Origin of the sequence: Brevundimonas sp. R86498 (assembly GCF_044598075.1) — a bacterium.
GTDB lineage: Bacteria > Pseudomonadota > Alphaproteobacteria > Caulobacterales > Caulobacteraceae > Brevundimonas.
The window spans coordinates 3226819-3241554 of record NZ_CP139004.1 but is presented as its reverse complement, the minus strand read 5'-3'; the positions used below and the strand labels follow the sequence as shown (position 1 = coordinate 3241554).

The following is a 14736-nucleotide window of genomic DNA, read 5'->3' as shown; positions in this document are numbered from 1 at the left end:
TCCATGTCCGTAATGCCCTCAGCCACCACATCCGCCGAACAGCGTGAGCTTGTGGCTTTCCGCATGGGCGCTCAACAGTACTGCGTTGATATCCATTCGGTTCTTGAAATCCGCGGCTGGGCCCACGCCACCCAGCTGCCGCTGTCACCCTCGTATGTGCGGGGGGTGATGAACCTGCGGGGCACGGTGCTGCCCGTGATCGACCTGGGCACGCGGCTGGGGATTCCGGTCAGCCCCCCGTCGGCCCGCCACGTCATCATCGTGGCCAAGATCGACCGCAGAGACGGTCGGACTGCTGGTCGAGGCCGTGTCGGACATCCTGACGGTGGGCGAGGAGCTGATCCAGCCGACGCCGGATATCGCCTGCGAGACCGTGCGGGCCTTTGTCCGCGGCATCATCCCCAACAACGGTGCGATGATCAGCCTGTTGTCGCTCGATGGTCTGCTGCCCGATGAAATCCTGCAGGAGGCCGCGTGAACGCGCTGGCCGCCGATACGACGCCGACCGACGGCGAGTTCCCGTTCACGACGGGCGACTTCCGCGCGATCGCGGACCTGCTGTACAAGGCTTCGGGCATCCATCTGGCCGACGCCAAGGCCACGCTTGTCTATTCGCGGATCGCCAAACGGGTCCGCAAGCTGGGGCTGGACAGCTTCAAGTCCTACTGTGAGCTGCTGCGTTCGGATCCGAACCATCCGGAACACGCGGCCATGCTCAGCGCCCTGACGACGAACGTCACGCGCTTCTACCGCGAGCCGCACCATTTCGACCACATGGCCGCCGAGCTGCTGCCGCCACTGATCGCCCGGGCCCGGGCGGGAGGGCGAGTGCGTCTGTGGTCCGCCGGCTGTTCGGCGGGGCACGAGCCCTACACCATGGCCATCACCCTGCTGGAGGCGTTTCCCGATGCGGCGCGCTACGACGTGCGGATCCTGGCCACGGACATCGATCCGCTGGTCGTCGATCATGCGCGGCGCGGGGTCTACAACAGTGGCGACGTCGAGCCGATCGCGGCCAATCTGCGTTCGAAATTCCTGACCAAGGATGCGTCCGGCGGCTGGAAGGTTGCGCCGGCGCTCGCCGAGATGATCAGCTTCGGCGTGATCAATCTGATGGAACCGTGGCCCATGAAGGGCAAGTTCGACGCCATCTTCTGTCGCAACGTGGCCATCTATTTCGACGAGCCGACCCAGACCAAGCTGTTCACCCGGTTTGCCCAGCACCTCGCGCCCGATGGACGCCTCTACATCGGCCACTCCGAACGCTCGCTGATCCCGGAACTCGTTTCGGCCGGCCTGACCATCTATCGCCTGAAGGACAAATCATGAGCCGTCCCATCAAGGTCCTCGTCGTTGACAACTCGGCGACGATGCGTGCCCTCATCATCAACTCGCTGCGCGCGGATCCCGACCTGCTGGTCGTGGGTCAGGCGGCGGATCCGATCGAGGCGCGCACCGCGATCAAGGACCTCAATCCCGACGTGGTCACCCTCGACGTCGAAATGCCCAATATGAACGGCCTGGAGTTCCTCGAGCGGCTGATGCGGCTGCGGCCGATCCCGGTCATCATGGTCTCGACCCTGACGCAACGGGGCGCGGACATCTCGATCGCAGCCCTCGAACTGGGCGCGGTGGACTGTATCGGAAAGCCGGTTGCCGGCGGTGGCGAGGGCTTCGGCGAGCTCGCCGCCAAGGTCAAGGCTGCGGCCATGGCGCGGATCCAGCCCGCCGGTGCCTCCCCGGCCACCGGCCCGGCCGCCGGAGAGTACAAGCCATCCGGTTCGGTTGTTGCGATCGGTGCCTCGACCGGCGGGGTGGAAGCCCTGATCAAGGTCATCACCAGCTTCCCGGCCAACTGCCCGCCGACCGTGATCACCCAGCACATGCCGCTGACGTTCACGACCAGCCTCGCTGCCCGCCTGGACCGGCTGAGCGCGCCGACGGTGCGGATCGCCGAGGAAGGCGCGGAACTGACGGTCGGTCATGTCTGGCTGGCTCCCGGCGACCGCCATCTGCGGATTTCCGGCGGCCGGACGCCCCGGTGCAGCCTCGGGGACGATGGTCCCGTCAGTGGCCACAAGCCCTCGGTCGACGCCCTGTTCTCATCGGTGGCCACGGCCTGCGGGAACCGCGCGGTGGGCGTGATCCTGACCGGGATGGGCAAGGACGGTGCCGCCGGCCTGCTGGCCATGCGCCAGGCGGGCGCGGCCACCTTCGGTCAGGACCAGGACACCTGCGTCGTCTACGGCATGCCGCGTGCTGCCTTTGAAGCCGGCGCGGTCGAGCGCCAGCTCGCCCTGCCTCGTATCGCCGCTGCGACACTCGCGGCTGCCTCTGTTTCGCCTGGAGCTCGCTAGATGCCCGCCGCATCATCCCTTCGCGTTCTGGTCGTCGATGACCAGCAAACGATCCGCTCGCTCGTCCGCATCGGCCTCAAGGAGATCGGTATCACCGATGTCGAGGACGCCGTCGACGGCGAGGACGGCCTGCGCGCCCTGCTGGAGCACAAGAGCCACCTCGTGATCTCGGACTACAACATGCCCAAGCTGGATGGCCTGAACTTCCTGCGGGCGGTCCGTGCGACACCAGCATTGAAGAACACCGGCTTCATCATGCTGACCGGGCGCGCGGACTCCGATCTGGTCCAGCGGGCCCAGCAGTTCGGCGTCAACAACTACCTCGTCAAGCCGTTCACCGTGACGACCCTGCGGCAGAAGATCGAGGCGGTCTACGGAGCCTTGACCTGATGACCCCAGGCCTGGAGCCCATCCACGAGCGCCGGGTCCATGTGGGCCAGGGGTCGCATGAGGTTTCCGGCGATCGGTCGGTGATCTTCTCGACCATCCTGGGCTCGTGCGTGGCCGCCTGCGTGCGCGATCCGGTGCTGGGCATCGGCGGGATGAACCACTTCCTGCTGCCCGAAGCGCCGGGTGGCGGGGCAGGGGACCGGCGCTACGGGGCCCAGGCCATGGAGCTTTTGATCAACGGTCTGCTGGCCATGGGTGCGCGCCGGGACCGGCTGGAGGCCAAGGTGTTCGGCGGGGCCCGGATGACGTCCAGCTTCAATGACATCGGCGGCAAGAATGCCGAGTTCGTCCAGCGCTTCCTGCAGGAGGACGGCATTCCGATCATCAGCCAGAGCCTCGGTGGCACCCTGGCCCGCCGGATTCACTACACGCCCACCACGGGCGCCGCAGCCCAGCATCTGGTCCAGGACGCCGCGGTCATCGCGCGCGAGCGGGTCGTCATGGTGCGCAAGCCCGAACGCGACAGCGGCGCTGTCGAACTCTTTGATTGAGGGTCGGATGAAAACGGATTCCACGCTCGAAAACCTGTTCCTCGGTCTTTCCGACGAACTGGCCTGCTGGGCTCTCGCGGGCGAGGGGCTGCAGCATCTGGCCGGCCAACTCCTGTCCAGCCAGCCGGGGTCGCATGAGGCCCTGATGGAGGTGCAGCAGCTGGACGCCCTTGTTCAGCACATCGAACAGATGGCTGTGCTCTGTGGGCGCCTGTCCCTGTCCGCGGCCGCCAACGGCGGCATGCTGGACATCGCCATGGTCCGCGAGGCCGCCGAGGCCTCGACCCTGAGCGGCCTGCACCAGCGCTTCCACGGCGCAGCCCGTGAAGTCGCCACGGCCACGCCGGGAGAATGCGAATTGTGGTGACCGCACCGGGGTCAGCGCCGCCGCCTTCGGGGCCGACGCGGATCAATTTGCGCACCATCAAGGCGCTCTGCGTAGATTCCAACGCACAGGGCCTGGACATCCTCAGCCAGACCCTGCTCGGCTTCGGCGTCGACCGCATTCACCGGGCCACAAGCGCCGAGGAGGCCCGCGCCCTTCTGTCGAAGGAGACCATCGACCTGGTGCTGTGCGATGCGCAGCTGGGGGACGAGAGCGGCAACGATCTGGTGCGCTGGCTGCGGAAATCGCGGATGGAGCCCAACTGTCATGCGCCGATCTTCACCATCATGGGGCATGCGCTCGAGCCCGAGGTGATCAACGCCCGCGACTGCGGCTCGAACTTCATCATCACCAAGCCGGTCTCGCCGGCTATCCTGATGCAGCGGATCCTGTGGGTCGCCGCCGCAGACCGGCCCTTCATCGAGTGCGAGACCTATACCGGCCCGGACCGGCGCTTCAAATTCGAGGGCCTGCCGGCGGATGTGCCGACCGGGCGCCGCAAGGGGGACCAGAGGGGCGCACTGGGTCTTCCCAGCGGTGCCAATATGACGCAGGAAGAACTCGACGGCATGATGAAGCCGCAGAGGCTTTCGTTATGAGCGTGATCATCAGAAAGGTCCGTACGGTCCTCCATCGCGAGTACCAGAAGGCCGGAGGCATCCCGGTCGAGGAAGCGATCGAGCAGGCCCAGGGCAATCTGGTCGGCCTGACCAGCGAATGCCAGGCCCGGATCGATGAGGCGATCGAGGTGATCGCGCAGATGACCTCCGACCCGCACCAGCGGCCTTCGAGGAAGGATCTGCTGCGGGCCCACGCCCTGATCAACAATATGCTGGCGGCCTGCGCCGTGGTCGAAATGCACGGTCTGGTCGATGCCCTCTATGCGGCAGCCCGCCTGATCGCCAGCCTGATTGCGACCGACACCTGGGTGGACGGGGCCCTGACACCGGCCGTCAATCTGCTTCGCCTTACACGGCGCGGCGCGGTGAGCCCGGAGGATCTTGAGCAGCTCATCCTGGGCATCGACCAGTGCGGAGAGCGAATCAGTCGCCAGGCGCGGGTGGATGTGACGCCCCAGGCGGGTCGCTGACCGCCGGGTCGACATAAGTATTACTGCTTACTTCTCTTTGCGGCTGCGAATGAGTTAGTTTCGCAGAAACGTAGGTTTCAACTTCCGGGACGACAGGAGGGACGTTTGAACGCCTCAGTCGTCCTGGTGGACGACGACCCGGCTGTGCTCGCATCGCTTGAAGCGCTGTTCGAGGCCTCCGGCTATGTCGTCCATGGATTCTCGTCCGCCGCGGCCTTTCTGGCCCGCATGTCGGACCTGCCAGTATCCTGTGTGGTCACCGATCTGCGCATGCCGATGATGGACGGTCTGGGCCTTCTTGCGACCCTGAACGCGCGGGCACCGGCCGCCTGGCCGGTCGTGGTCATCAGCGGTTATGCCGGGGTCGCCGACGCCGTCCGGGTCATGCAGGCCGGCGCGCACGACCTGCTGCTGAAACCCTTTTCGCCCGGGCAGTTGCTGGCCGCGGTCCAGGGGGCCTGGGCGCGCAGGACGGTCAACTCCCCCGAGGCCGTCGACGGTGTGCCGGCCCTTTATGCCGCACTGACCGCGCGGGAGAAGCAGGTCGCCGAACACCTCGTGGCCGGCGCGAACAGCCGGGCCTGCGCCGAGGCCCTGGGGATCAGTCCCCGGACGGTCGATGTCTTCCGGGGGCGGATCCTGCGCAAGATGGGTTGTGCCACGACCACGGCCCTGTCCGGTGCCCTGGCCGGCCTGCAGCCGCGCACCCGCGCCGCAGCCTGCTCCTGAGCACAGGCCGGCCGGTGGCGGCGATCCGTCGCGCGTAGATAGTTTTACCTAGGACGCAAATTCGCTCTAGCTTTGATAGGCGGGACGCGTTGGCTTGGGGGCAAGAGCGACAACCGACAGAAGAACAAGAACGGAAAGCCGTTCGGCGAGGAGACAGGGTGGAAGCAGCTTTCGCCAGGAGCGTCATGATCGACGTGCCGATGGCGATCGTCGCGGTCGATGCGACGGGCACCGTGCGCTGCTTCAATCCCGCAGCCACGGCGCTGTTCGGCGCGGCCCTGAGCCTGAGGCCGGCGGTCCGGATCGAGGGCCTGATCGATGGCCTCGCCCTGCCGTCCCCGGTCGACGAGGACGCACTGGCCCGTTTCAATGGAAGAGGCGCAGGCAGGGCGTTTCTGGCCCGGCAACCTCCGGAGGCGGGCGTGCCCGTCGAGGTCCGGGTGGCGACCTTCCGGGTTCGCGGTGAGCCGCTTATGATCCTGTTCATCACCGATGTGAGCGCCCGGGAGGCTGCCGGGGCGACGATTGAGGACCTCCAGCAGCAGGTGACCCGCAACTGGCGGCTCAACTCGCTCGGCGAGATCGCCTCGATGCTGGCCCATGAGCTGAACCAGCCCCTTTCGGCGGTGGTGAACTTTCTGGATGCGGCCCGCACCCTGGCCGGACGCGAGCTGGTGGATCGGTCGCGGGTCGTCCATTTCATCACCTCCGCCGAGCAGCAGGCCCAGCGTGCCGGCGAGGTGATCCGTCGCCTGCGGGCCCTGCTGGCCCGGGACAGCGGGTTTCATGCACCCGAGGTCGTGGCCGAGGTTGTGGCCGAGATCCTGCCGATCCTCAGCCTGTCTGCGCGGGAGACCGATGCGGAGGTGGTCGTCGAGGTGCCGGACAGTCTGGTGGTCCGCTGTGATCGCGTGCAGCTTCAGCAGGTGCTGATGAATCTGGTCCGCAATGCCGTCGATGCCCCGTCCAACGGTCGGCGCCGGCGCGTCCTGATCACGGGGGCGGCGATCGACCGGGGCCTGCGCATGACGGTGCAGGACAATGGTCCGGGGCTTGATCCGGATCTCCGGAGGCGGCTGTTCGCGCCGGTCACCAGCACCAAGCCGGCGGGGATGGGGCTGGGCCTGTCCATCTGCCGCACGATCGTGGAGGCCCACGGAGGGCGGATCGAGGTCGTGCCGGGAACCCTGGGAGGGGCCGCTTTCGCCTTCACGCTGATCGACGGGGACGCCCGTGTCCAGGGGTAGGGTCATCGTGATCGACGACGATCCGGCGGTGCTGGCCTCGCTGGAAGCCATGCTGGCCGTTGCCGGGTTCGAGGTGGTGGTGTTCCGCTCGCCCCGGGCCTTTTTCGCCGCCCTGGACGAACTCACGCCGGGTTGTGTCGTGACGGACGTCCGCATGCCGGAGATCTCGGGCCTGGCCGTGGTCGAGCGGCTGAAGGCGGCCGGTCGGGGCGACTGGCCCGTGGTCGTGATCAGTGGCCATGCCGATGTTCCGATGGCCGTGGACGCCATGAAGGCGGGGGCCAGCACCTTCCTGGAGAAGCCGATCGCACCCCCGACCCTGGTCGAGGCCATCGCCTCCGCCATCGCGGCCCGTGCATCCGGCGCCGCCGGGCCGGTTGACCCCGAACACGATGCCCGTCTCCAGACCCTGTCCCGCCGGGAGAGCGAGGTCCTGGCCCACCTGGTCAAGGGGGCCAGCAGCAAGGCCGCCGCCCAGGCGCTGGGGATCAGCCCGCGCACGGTGGATGTCTTCCGGGCCAATATCCTGCGCAAGACCCAGGCCCCGAACATTGCCGCCCTCGCGACCCTGGTGGCCCGGAGTTCCCGGTTCCGCTCCTGAGCCGGTCGGGGCGCGGAAGGCTTTGCAGATGATCGCCGCGGAGGCCATGGTGGTCCCATGCTGATCGACGGCCAGGCCCCGACCGAGGGCGACCACCACCACCTCGCCCTGGTCAACTACGGGGCCTACACATCCTTCCGGATCGAGGACGGGGGCGTGCGCGGGCTGGACCGGCATCTGGCCCGGCTGGACGGCTATGCCGTCGAACTGTTCGGCGAACCGGTGGGCGAGGATCGCCTGCGCGACTTTCTGCGGACGGCCGTGGGGGACCGGATGGACGGCTGGCTGCGCGTCAGCCTGTTCTCGCCCGAGATCTGGCCCCGCACACCGTCCGCCCGGGTGCGGCCGCGGGTCCTGACGGTGATGTCGCCGCCGCCCCCGCCCCTGGCCACGGCGGTCCGGCTGCAGGTCCGGACCTATGCGCGCGAGCAGGCGCACATCAAGCACACGGCCACCTTCGGCCTGATCCACGCGCGGCGGATGGCGCGGGAGGCGGGGTTCGACGACGCCCTGTTCACTGATGCCGAAGGTCTGATTTCCGAAGGCCCATCGTGGAATGTCGGCTTTCTGGCCGCAGACACGGTGGTCTGGCCGCAGGCCCCGATGCTGGCGGGCGTGACCCAGTCGCTGATCCAGGCCCATCTGGCCGGCGTGGGGTTGTCGGGCGTCACCGAACCGGTGACCGTCGCCGACCTCGGCCGGTTCGACGGGGCCTTCCTGTGCAACAGCGCGACCCCGGCCTGTGCCGTGACCGCCATCGGTGACCGGATGTTCGCGCCCGATGACCGGCTCGCCCGCCTCGCCGCCGCCTGGAGCGCCAGTCCCCTGCAGGCGCTGTGAGGCTCGGCCGGTCGCTGTCGGTACGGGGAGGAGACAGCCAAACGGACCGGTGCTAGACCGGGGCCAGTATCCCCGGGGACGGAAAACGCCATGCGAATCGGGCTTTACCCCGGCACCTTCGATCCGATCACCAATGGCCATCTGGATATCATCGGCCGGGCGGTGAAACTGGTGGATCGCCTTGTCATCGGCGTCGCCCAGAATGACGACAAGGGGCCCTTGTTCACCACCGCCGAACGGGTCGAGATGGTCCGGGCCGAGGTCTCGGGACTGAGCGCCGACATCGAGGTCCAGCCGTTCTCGACCCTGTTGATGCATTTCGCCGAGAAGCTTGACGCCACGGTCATTGTCCGGGGTCTGCGCGCCGTCGCCGACTTTGAATACGAGTTCCAGATGACGGCGATGAACCAGCGCCTCAATAGCGACATCGAGACCGTGTTCCTGATGGCCGATCCGCGCCACCAGGCCATCGCCTCGCGACTGGTCAAGGAGATCGCCCGGCTGGACGGGAACATCGACAGTTTCGTCAGCCCCGCCGTCGCCGCCGCCGTGCGCGACCGCGTCAAACGCCAGCCCTGACAGGACCTCTGCCTTGAAGATCACGCCGCTCGCCCTCGCCGCCGCTCTGGCCCTCCTGACCGGGGCCGCCACCGCCCAGACGCCGTCTGCCGCGCCCGCAGCCTCGGCCGGCGACTGGCGCACGGTGGCACCGGAAAACCTGCTGGTGATCGACACGACCAAGGGCCGGATCCTGGTCGAGCTGGAGCCCCGCGCCGCGCCGCGCCACATCGAGCGGATCCGCACCCTGGCCGACCAGGGCTTTTATGACGGGCTGAAGTTCCACCGCGTGTTGACCGGCTTCATGGCCCAGACCGGGGATCCGCTGGGCACCGGGGCTGGCGGCTCGGAGCTGCCGGACATCGCGGGTGAGTTCACCTTCCGGCGCGGCCGCGACGCTGGCTTCGCCCGGGTCGAGGGCGGGGCCCGGACCGGAATCGTCGGTCTCGTCGGCTCCCTGCCGGTCCAGACCCAGCCGGACGCCCAGATGATGGTGACGGCCGACTTCCGCACGACCGCAGGCGGTCTGTTCTGCACCGGCGTGGCCGGCATGGCCCGGGCCGGATCGCCGGACAGCGCCAACAGCCAGTTCTTCCTGATGATGGCCCCCAACGCCGTCCTGAACGGCAACTACACCGCCTTCGGCCGGATCGTGTCCGGGCTGGACGTGGTCAGCCTGCTCAAGCCCGGTCCGGAGAGCACCGACGGGGCCGTGACCGTCGATCCGGACCTGATGACCCGGGCGCGCACCGCCGCCGCCCTGCCCGAGGCGGAGCGTCCGGTGGTCCGCGTGCTGGACGCCCGCTCCGCCGCCTTCCAGGCCCGGGTCGCCGAGACCCGCGCGGCCAAGGGCAATGCCTTCACCGTCTGCGACGTCCAGCCGGTCGTCGAGGTTTCCGGGGGATGACCATGACCGTGTCCACAACCGATGCCCGCCCGCTCCGGGATGCCCGGTCCCGGACACGGTCTCTGCCCCTCATTGCCTGCCTTCTCGCCCTCGCGGTGACGCCGGGTCACGCGCAGGCCCAGGCCCAGGCCCCGAACGGGGTGATCCCGGCCGCACCGGCCTATGCCGCCGCCGACTGGCGGCCGGTACCGGCTGACAATCTGCTGGTGATCGACACCAATCGCGGGCGGATTCTGGTCGAGATGACCCCCGAGGTCGCGCCGCTGCATGTCGAGCGGATGCGGGTGCTGGCCCGTCGGGGCTTCTTTGACGGCATCGTCTTTCACCGTGTCATCGACGCCTTCATGGCCCAGACCGGCGATCCCCTCGGCACCGGCGACGGCCAGAGCCCCTTTCCCGACCTGAAGGCCGAATTCACCTTCCGCCGCGGGCCGGAGATGCCGTTCGTCCCGGTGGCGGAACCGGCCGGGGCCATGCTGGGCTTTCTGAACAGCCTGCCCATCCAGACCCAGCCCACCGCCCTGATGGCGACCACCGCCGATGGCAAGGTCCACGGCTGGGGCACCTATTGTCCGGGCGTGGCCGGCATGGCGCGGGACGAGGCCAACGACAGCGCCAACAGCCAGTTCTTCCTCATGCGCCAGCCCTATCCGGCGCTGGACAAGCGCTACACCGTCTGGGGGCGGGTTGTGTCCGGTCTGGACGTCGTGCGGGCTATCAAGGTCGGCGACGGCGACAACGGCATGGTCACCGCCGATCCGGACCGGATGATCCGGGTCCGCATCGCCGCGGATCTGGCCGAGATCGACCGGCCCGTGGTCAATGTGCTGAACCCCTCGTCCGCCGCCTTCCGCACCCTGATGGCCGGCGTGCGGACGGCGCGGGGCGCGGACTTTTCCGTCTGTGACGTCGACCTGCCGGTTCAGGTCTCCGGGATGGGGGCCCCGGCGGCCTGAGCCGGACGCCGCTCCCGCTGCCGGCGGCGGCGCTGCGGCCGTTTGGCCTCGCGCATCTGCTGCAGCAGAAGGCCTTCGCGCAGCCCCCGGTCGGCGACCCGCACCCGTTCGCTGGGCCAGGCCCGCTGCACGGCCTCAAGGATGGCCGCGCCGGCGAGAACCAGATCGGCGCGATCGGGGCCGATACAGGCCTCGTCCGCCCGGCCGCGAGGGCCCAGGGCCTTCAGCCGCTCGGCTGCCGCCTCGCACTCCGACCGGGTCATCCACAGCCCGTCGACCCGGTCGCGCTGGTAGCGCGGCAGGTTCAGGTGAACGCCCGCCAGACTGGTGATGGCACCGGAGGTTCCGACCAGATGGCCCCGGCCCTCGGCGAACAGGCGCCGGAAGTCCGGGTCGTCGAAGGTGCCGAGGGACAGGGCCGCGGTCATGTCGGCGACCATGGCTTCATACCAGGCCTCGCCGGACCCGTCGGGCTCGGGGTGGCGCTCGGCCAGGGTCACGACCCCGAGCGGCGCCGACATCCAGCCGACCGTCTTCATCTCGCGGCCCGCCTTGCGCAGCCAGGACAGCTCGGTTGAGCCGCCCCCGACATCAATGACCAGAACCGCCTCGGCGCGCGGATCGAACAGGTTCAGGCAGCCTTCGACCGACAGCCGGGCCTCTTCCACCGGATCGATGATGCGCAGCCGCAGGCCGGTGCCCTTCTGGACCCGTTCGACGAAGGCGGGGCCGTTCTCGGCCGCGCGGCAGGCCTGGGTCGCCACGGCACTGAGCCGGGCCGATTCGACGCCACGCCGGATCACGCGGTCGGCGCACAGGGCCAGGGCCTCATAGGCCCGGTCCATGGCGGCGGTGTCCAGACGCCCGGTCCGTGACAGGCCCTCGCCCAGCCGGACGATGCGACTGAAGCTGTCGACCACGCGAAAGCCTTCGCGCGCCGGTCGCGCGATCAGCAGGCGACAATTATTGGTCCCCAGATCGAGAGCGCCGAAGACGGGGGCCTCGCGGCCCGACCCATCCCACATCGACGCCCTGCTGACCCGGGACCGCTCATCGCGCCGGCGCGGCGCGAGGTCGGGTGCCGGCATGGGCCGAACTTTCAAGTGGGCGCAGCCGTCACGGGCGCCCGTCGGGGCCAGCCTAGCCCCACCCACCGGCTCGCGCCAACCCCATATGACCCGAAGATGAACGGAACGACGGGGCTTCTGCTCAGGCTCGCGCCTGTATCGAGCCTGTATGACCCGTTGCCACACCGCCAAATTCGGCCTCGGCCAGATCGTCCGCCACCGGCAGGAATCCTTCCGGGGAGTCGTGGTCGACGTCGATGCCGCCTATGCCGGCCCCGCCCACGAGCCCGGTCCCGACCAGCATGACCAGCCCTTCTACCGGGTCCTGGCCATGGGCATGGACTCCGGTTTTCTCGTCTATGCGGCCGAGGCGGTGCTGGAACCGGAAACGGGGGTCGAGCCGCTTTCGCCGGAGGATCAGGCGGTCTGGTTCACGGTCGACGATCAGGGTCACATGGCTCCACGGGCCCACCCCATACACTGACCGCTCCGTGGCGCTTGGAGGGCAGACGGTCGCCCTCTAGACTGGGCCCACAAGGAGCGCGTGATGGCTGATTTCGAACATGTCTTTCAAACCCCGCCGGAAGGCGCGGCGGCCGACTGGACGATCTCGCAGAACTGGCGCGCCTATAGTCAGGTCGAGCACGACACCTGGGACACCCTGTATGCCCGGCAGATGAAGATCCTGCCCGGGCGGGCATCGGAGGTGTTCCTGAAGGGCCTCGCGGCGCTGGACCTGAACACGGGCGGCATTCCTGACTTCGCCCTGATGAACCCGAAACTGAAGGCCCTGACCGGCTGGACCGTGGTGTGCGTCCCGGGGCTGGTGCCGGATGAGGTGTTCTTCGACCATCTGGCCAACCGGCGCTTCCCCTCGGGACAGTTCATCCGCAGGCCGGACCAGCTGGACTATCTGCAGGAGCCGGACATCTTCCACGATGTGTTCGGCCACGTCCCCATGCTGACCGACCCGGATTTCGCCGACTATATGCAGGCCTATGGCAAGGGCGGGCAGCGAGCCCAGTCGCTGGGCATGCTGAAGAACCTGGCGCGGCTGTACTGGTACACGGTCGAGTTCGGCCTGATCGACCAGGGCGAGGGCCTGCGCATCTACGGGGCCGGGATCGTGTCCTCGGCCTCCGAAAGCGTGTTCGCGGTCGAGGACCCGTCGCCCAACCGGATCGCGTTCGATCTGGAGCGGATCATGCGCACCGACTACCGGATCGACGACTTCCAGCAGGTGTATTTTGTCATCCCCTCGATCGAGGCGCTGAATGACGCGACGCTGGAGGACTTCGGTCCGATCTACGACCGGCTGAAGGGCCAGTCCGACATCGGCATCGAGACGATCCAGCCCTATGACCGGGTCATCACCCCGGGCACCCAGGCCTATGCCCGCAAGGGCGGGAGATTTGCAGCATGAGACGTGCGACCACCCTGTTCGTCCTCGCGGGGATCGCGCTGGCGGCTACTGCTTGCACCGAGGCCAAGCGCGCCCGAAACGCCGCCACCTTCGGGGACCAGCCCGCAGACATCACCTGCTGGACCTATGGCACCGAGACCTTCTCCGGGCGCTCGACCGGCAAGGTCGAGTATGACGACGGCGGGCGTATCGCCTTTGTCGATGCCGCCAACGATCGCTACACCACGGTCGAGGGCGATTGTCGGGTGGTCTATGTGCCTGAGGACGAGCCTGCGACGGCTGCCACGGCACCGGGTGGCCCGGCCGGGCCGGTCTCGCCGCCCCCCGCTGTGCCGGAAGCCTAGTCCTCGAGGATCAGGCTTCGGGTCCGGGTATCGCGCATCAGCACATAGGTGATCAGCGACACCCCGATCATGCCGGTGACGTACCAAAAATACAGGCTCTCGCGGCCGTCCAGCTTGAACCACAGGGCGACGTATTCGGCGGTGCCGCCGAAGACGGCATTGGCGAGGGCGTAGGGCAGGGCGACGCCCAGGGCGCGGATGTGGGCGGGGAAGAGCTCGGCCTTCACCACGGCGTTGATGGCGGTGTAGCCCGACACGATCACCAGCGCCGACAGGGACAGGGCGAAGGCGGTCAGGGCATCGGTCGTGACGGCGAGCGCGCTCATGATCGGCACGGTGCAGAAAACCCCCAGGATGCCGAAGGTGATCATCACCGGCTTCCTGCCGATCCGGTCCGACAGGGCCCCGACGGCGGGCTGCAGCAGCATGAACAGGAACAGGGCGGCGGCGCTGATCTCGGTCGCCTGGGCCTTGGAGAAGCCCGAGGTGTTGGTCAGGAATTTCTGCAGGTAGGTCGTGTAGGTGTAGAAGGCGAGGGTGCCGCCGGCGGTCAGGCCGATGACGATCAGCGCCTCCTTCGGGTGGCGCAGCACCAGCTCCAGCGCGCTGGACTTCGGGGCGGCGCGGGTGGCCGGGTCGTTGAAGGCGCGGGTTTCGTCGAGGCCGCGACGCAGCCAGAACACCACGACCGCCAGCCCCGCCCCGACGAAGAAGGGGATGCGCCAGGCCCAGTTGGACAGGGCCGCCTCGCCCAGGGTCCGCTGCAGGACGATCAGCAGCATCAGGGCCAGAAGCTGGCCCGAGATCAGGGTGACGTACTGGAAGCTGGACCAGAAGCCGCGGTGTTTCGCTGTGGCCATCTCGGACAGGTAGGTGGCGCTGGAGCCGTATTCGCCGCCGACGCTGAGGCCCTGCATCATCCGGGCGAGCAGCAGCAGGGCGGGGGCGGCCAGGCCGATGGTGGCATAGCCGGGCGTGCAGGCGATCAGCAGCGAGCCGGCGCACATCAGGCTGACCGACAGGGTCAGGCCGGCCTTGCGCCCCTTGCGGTCGGAGTAGACGCCCATGACCCAGGCCCCGACCGGCCGCATCAGGAAGCCCACGGCGAAGATGGCGGCGGTGCTGAGCAGCTGGGCCGTCGGCTCGCCGGCCGGGAAGAAGACCGGGGCGAAATAGACCGTGAAGGCGGCATAGGCGAACCAGTCGAACCACTCGACCAGATTGCCGGCCGAGCCGCCGACGATGTTCCGGAGGCGACGGGCGGGGGTCATGGCGGTGTCGGTCATACGCT

At 68.3% G+C, this 14736-nt stretch carries 19 protein-coding genes and 1 pseudogene; 18 read left to right on the top strand and 2 right to left on the bottom strand.

Features of this window, described 5'->3' with window-relative positions; genetic code table 11:
- Window positions 1-12: 12 nt before the first annotated feature.
- The 15 genes and pseudogenes from SJY26_RS16020 (at window position 13) to SJY26_RS15950 (ending at window position 10611) form a co-directional block, all read left to right on the top strand.
- Window positions 13-478 (top strand): annotated as a pseudogene (locus tag SJY26_RS16020) (chemotaxis protein CheW).
- Window positions 475-1329: a CheR family methyltransferase gene (locus tag SJY26_RS16015; protein ID WP_396593973.1), complete on the top strand. Its 855-nt coding sequence runs from the start codon at window positions 475-477 to the stop codon at window positions 1327-1329. The pseudogene SJY26_RS16020 and the gene SJY26_RS16015 overlap by 4 nt, the downstream one beginning before the upstream one ends.
- Window positions 1326-2357, top strand: coding sequence for a chemotaxis response regulator protein-glutamate methylesterase (locus tag SJY26_RS16010; RefSeq protein ID WP_396593972.1), 1032 nt, complete (start codon window positions 1326-1328; stop codon window positions 2355-2357). The genes SJY26_RS16015 and SJY26_RS16010 overlap by 4 nt, the downstream gene beginning before the upstream one ends.
- Window positions 2358-2747, top strand: coding sequence for a response regulator (locus SJY26_RS16005; protein WP_396593971.1), 390 nt, complete (start codon window positions 2358-2360; stop codon window positions 2745-2747).
- Window positions 2747-3298, top strand: a complete 552-nt coding sequence (locus SJY26_RS16000; protein WP_396593970.1) for a chemotaxis protein CheD — start codon at window positions 2747-2749, stop codon at window positions 3296-3298. The genes SJY26_RS16005 and SJY26_RS16000 overlap by 1 nt, the downstream gene beginning before the upstream one ends.
- A gap of 7 nt (window positions 3299-3305) precedes the next feature.
- Window positions 3306-3665: a hypothetical protein gene (locus SJY26_RS15995; RefSeq protein WP_396593969.1), complete on the top strand. Its 360-nt coding sequence runs from the start codon at window positions 3306-3308 to the stop codon at window positions 3663-3665.
- Window positions 3666-3712: 47 nt separating this feature from the next.
- Window positions 3713-4282 carry a response regulator gene (locus SJY26_RS15990; RefSeq protein WP_396593968.1) on the top strand — a complete coding sequence of 190 codons (570 nt, stop codon included), beginning with the start codon at window positions 3713-3715 and terminating at the stop codon, window positions 4280-4282.
- Window positions 4279-4773 (top strand): hypothetical protein, encoded by a 495-nt coding sequence (locus SJY26_RS15985; RefSeq protein WP_396593967.1) that lies wholly within the window; start codon window positions 4279-4281, stop codon window positions 4771-4773. The genes SJY26_RS15990 and SJY26_RS15985 overlap by 4 nt, the downstream gene beginning before the upstream one ends.
- Before the next feature lie 105 nt (window positions 4774-4878).
- Complete coding sequence (locus SJY26_RS15980) at window positions 4879-5502, top strand: response regulator transcription factor (RefSeq protein ID WP_396593966.1); 624 nt, start codon at window positions 4879-4881, stop codon at window positions 5500-5502.
- A gap of 185 nt (window positions 5503-5687) precedes the next feature.
- Complete coding sequence (locus SJY26_RS15975; protein ID WP_396593965.1) at window positions 5688-6749, top strand: sensor histidine kinase; 1062 nt, start codon at window positions 5688-5690, stop codon at window positions 6747-6749.
- Window positions 6736-7350, top strand: coding sequence for a response regulator transcription factor (locus SJY26_RS15970; RefSeq protein WP_396593964.1), 615 nt, complete (start codon window positions 6736-6738; stop codon window positions 7348-7350). Before SJY26_RS15975 ends, SJY26_RS15970 begins: the two co-directional genes overlap by 14 nt.
- Window positions 7351-7407: 57 nt before the next feature.
- Entirely contained in the window at window positions 7408-8190 is a 783-nt protein-coding gene (locus tag SJY26_RS15965) for an aminotransferase class IV (protein WP_396593963.1), read from the top strand.
- Window positions 8191-8280: 90 nt separating this feature from the next.
- Window positions 8281-8769 (top strand): pantetheine-phosphate adenylyltransferase, encoded by a 489-nt coding sequence (gene coaD, locus SJY26_RS15960; RefSeq protein WP_396593962.1) that lies wholly within the window; start codon window positions 8281-8283, stop codon window positions 8767-8769.
- Between the two features lie 13 nt (window positions 8770-8782).
- A complete protein-coding gene (locus tag SJY26_RS15955; protein WP_396593961.1) occupies window positions 8783-9655 on the top strand; it encodes a peptidylprolyl isomerase in 873 nt (290 codons plus the stop codon).
- Between the two features lie 2 nt (window positions 9656-9657).
- Complete coding sequence (locus SJY26_RS15950; protein WP_396593960.1) at window positions 9658-10611, top strand: peptidylprolyl isomerase; 954 nt, start codon at window positions 9658-9660, stop codon at window positions 10609-10611.
- Here the strand turns inward: SJY26_RS15950 and SJY26_RS15945 are convergent.
- Entirely contained in the window at window positions 10578-11699 is a 1122-nt protein-coding gene (locus tag SJY26_RS15945; RefSeq protein WP_396593959.1) for a Ppx/GppA phosphatase family protein, read from the bottom strand. The genes SJY26_RS15950 and SJY26_RS15945 overlap by 34 nt on opposite strands.
- A gap of 148 nt (window positions 11700-11847) precedes the next feature.
- Here SJY26_RS15945 and hspQ point away from each other — a divergent pair, with 148 nt between their 5' ends.
- From hspQ to SJY26_RS15930, 3 genes are all read left to right on the top strand, one after another.
- A complete protein-coding gene (gene hspQ / locus SJY26_RS15940) occupies window positions 11848-12162 on the top strand; it encodes a heat shock protein HspQ (RefSeq protein ID WP_396593958.1) in 315 nt (104 codons plus the stop codon).
- A 63-nt stretch (window positions 12163-12225) separates the two neighbouring features.
- Window positions 12226-13101 carry a phenylalanine 4-monooxygenase gene (gene phhA / locus SJY26_RS15935; RefSeq protein WP_396593957.1) on the top strand — a complete coding sequence of 292 codons (876 nt, stop codon included), beginning with the start codon at window positions 12226-12228 and terminating at the stop codon, window positions 13099-13101.
- Window positions 13098-13445, top strand: coding sequence for a hypothetical protein (locus SJY26_RS15930; RefSeq protein WP_396593956.1), 348 nt, complete (start codon window positions 13098-13100; stop codon window positions 13443-13445). The genes phhA and SJY26_RS15930 overlap by 4 nt, the downstream gene beginning before the upstream one ends.
- Here the strand turns inward: SJY26_RS15930 and SJY26_RS15925 are convergent.
- A complete protein-coding gene (locus SJY26_RS15925) occupies window positions 13442-14731 on the bottom strand; it encodes an MFS transporter (RefSeq protein WP_396593955.1) in 1290 nt (429 codons plus the stop codon). The genes SJY26_RS15930 and SJY26_RS15925 overlap by 4 nt on opposite strands.
- Between the last annotated feature and the right edge of the window lie 5 nt (window positions 14732-14736).

Coding starts and splice junctions, on each gene's coding strand:
- SJY26_RS16010 (WP_396593972.1), top strand. CDS start 1,326: ATGAGCCGTCCCATCAAGGTCCTCGTCGTTGACAACTCGGCGACGATG.
- SJY26_RS16000 (WP_396593970.1), top strand. CDS start 2,747: ATGACCCCAGGCCTGGAGCCCATCCACGAGCGCCGGGTCCATGTGGGC.
- SJY26_RS15950 (WP_396593960.1), top strand. CDS start 9,658: ATGACCGTGTCCACAACCGATGCCCGCCCGCTCCGGGATGCCCGGTCC.
- SJY26_RS15995 (WP_396593969.1), top strand. CDS start 3,306: ATGAAAACGGATTCCACGCTCGAAAACCTGTTCCTCGGTCTTTCCGAC.
- phhA (WP_396593957.1), top strand. CDS start 12,226: ATGGCTGATTTCGAACATGTCTTTCAAACCCCGCCGGAAGGCGCGGCG.
- SJY26_RS15925 (WP_396593955.1), bottom strand. CDS start 14,731: ATGACCGACACCGCCATGACCCCCGCCCGTCGCCTCCGGAACATCGTC.
- SJY26_RS15965 (WP_396593963.1), top strand. CDS start 7,408: ATGCTGATCGACGGCCAGGCCCCGACCGAGGGCGACCACCACCACCTC.
- SJY26_RS16005 (WP_396593971.1), top strand. CDS start 2,358: ATGCCCGCCGCATCATCCCTTCGCGTTCTGGTCGTCGATGACCAGCAA.
- SJY26_RS15985 (WP_396593967.1), top strand. CDS start 4,279: ATGAGCGTGATCATCAGAAAGGTCCGTACGGTCCTCCATCGCGAGTAC.
- SJY26_RS15930 (WP_396593956.1), top strand. CDS start 13,098: ATGAGACGTGCGACCACCCTGTTCGTCCTCGCGGGGATCGCGCTGGCG.
- SJY26_RS15945 (WP_396593959.1), bottom strand. CDS start 11,699: ATGCCGGCACCCGACCTCGCGCCGCGCCGGCGCGATGAGCGGTCCCGG.
- coaD (WP_396593962.1), top strand. CDS start 8,281: ATGCGAATCGGGCTTTACCCCGGCACCTTCGATCCGATCACCAATGGC.
- hspQ (WP_396593958.1), top strand. CDS start 11,848: ATGACCCGTTGCCACACCGCCAAATTCGGCCTCGGCCAGATCGTCCGC.
- SJY26_RS15975 (WP_396593965.1), top strand. CDS start 5,688: ATGATCGACGTGCCGATGGCGATCGTCGCGGTCGATGCGACGGGCACC.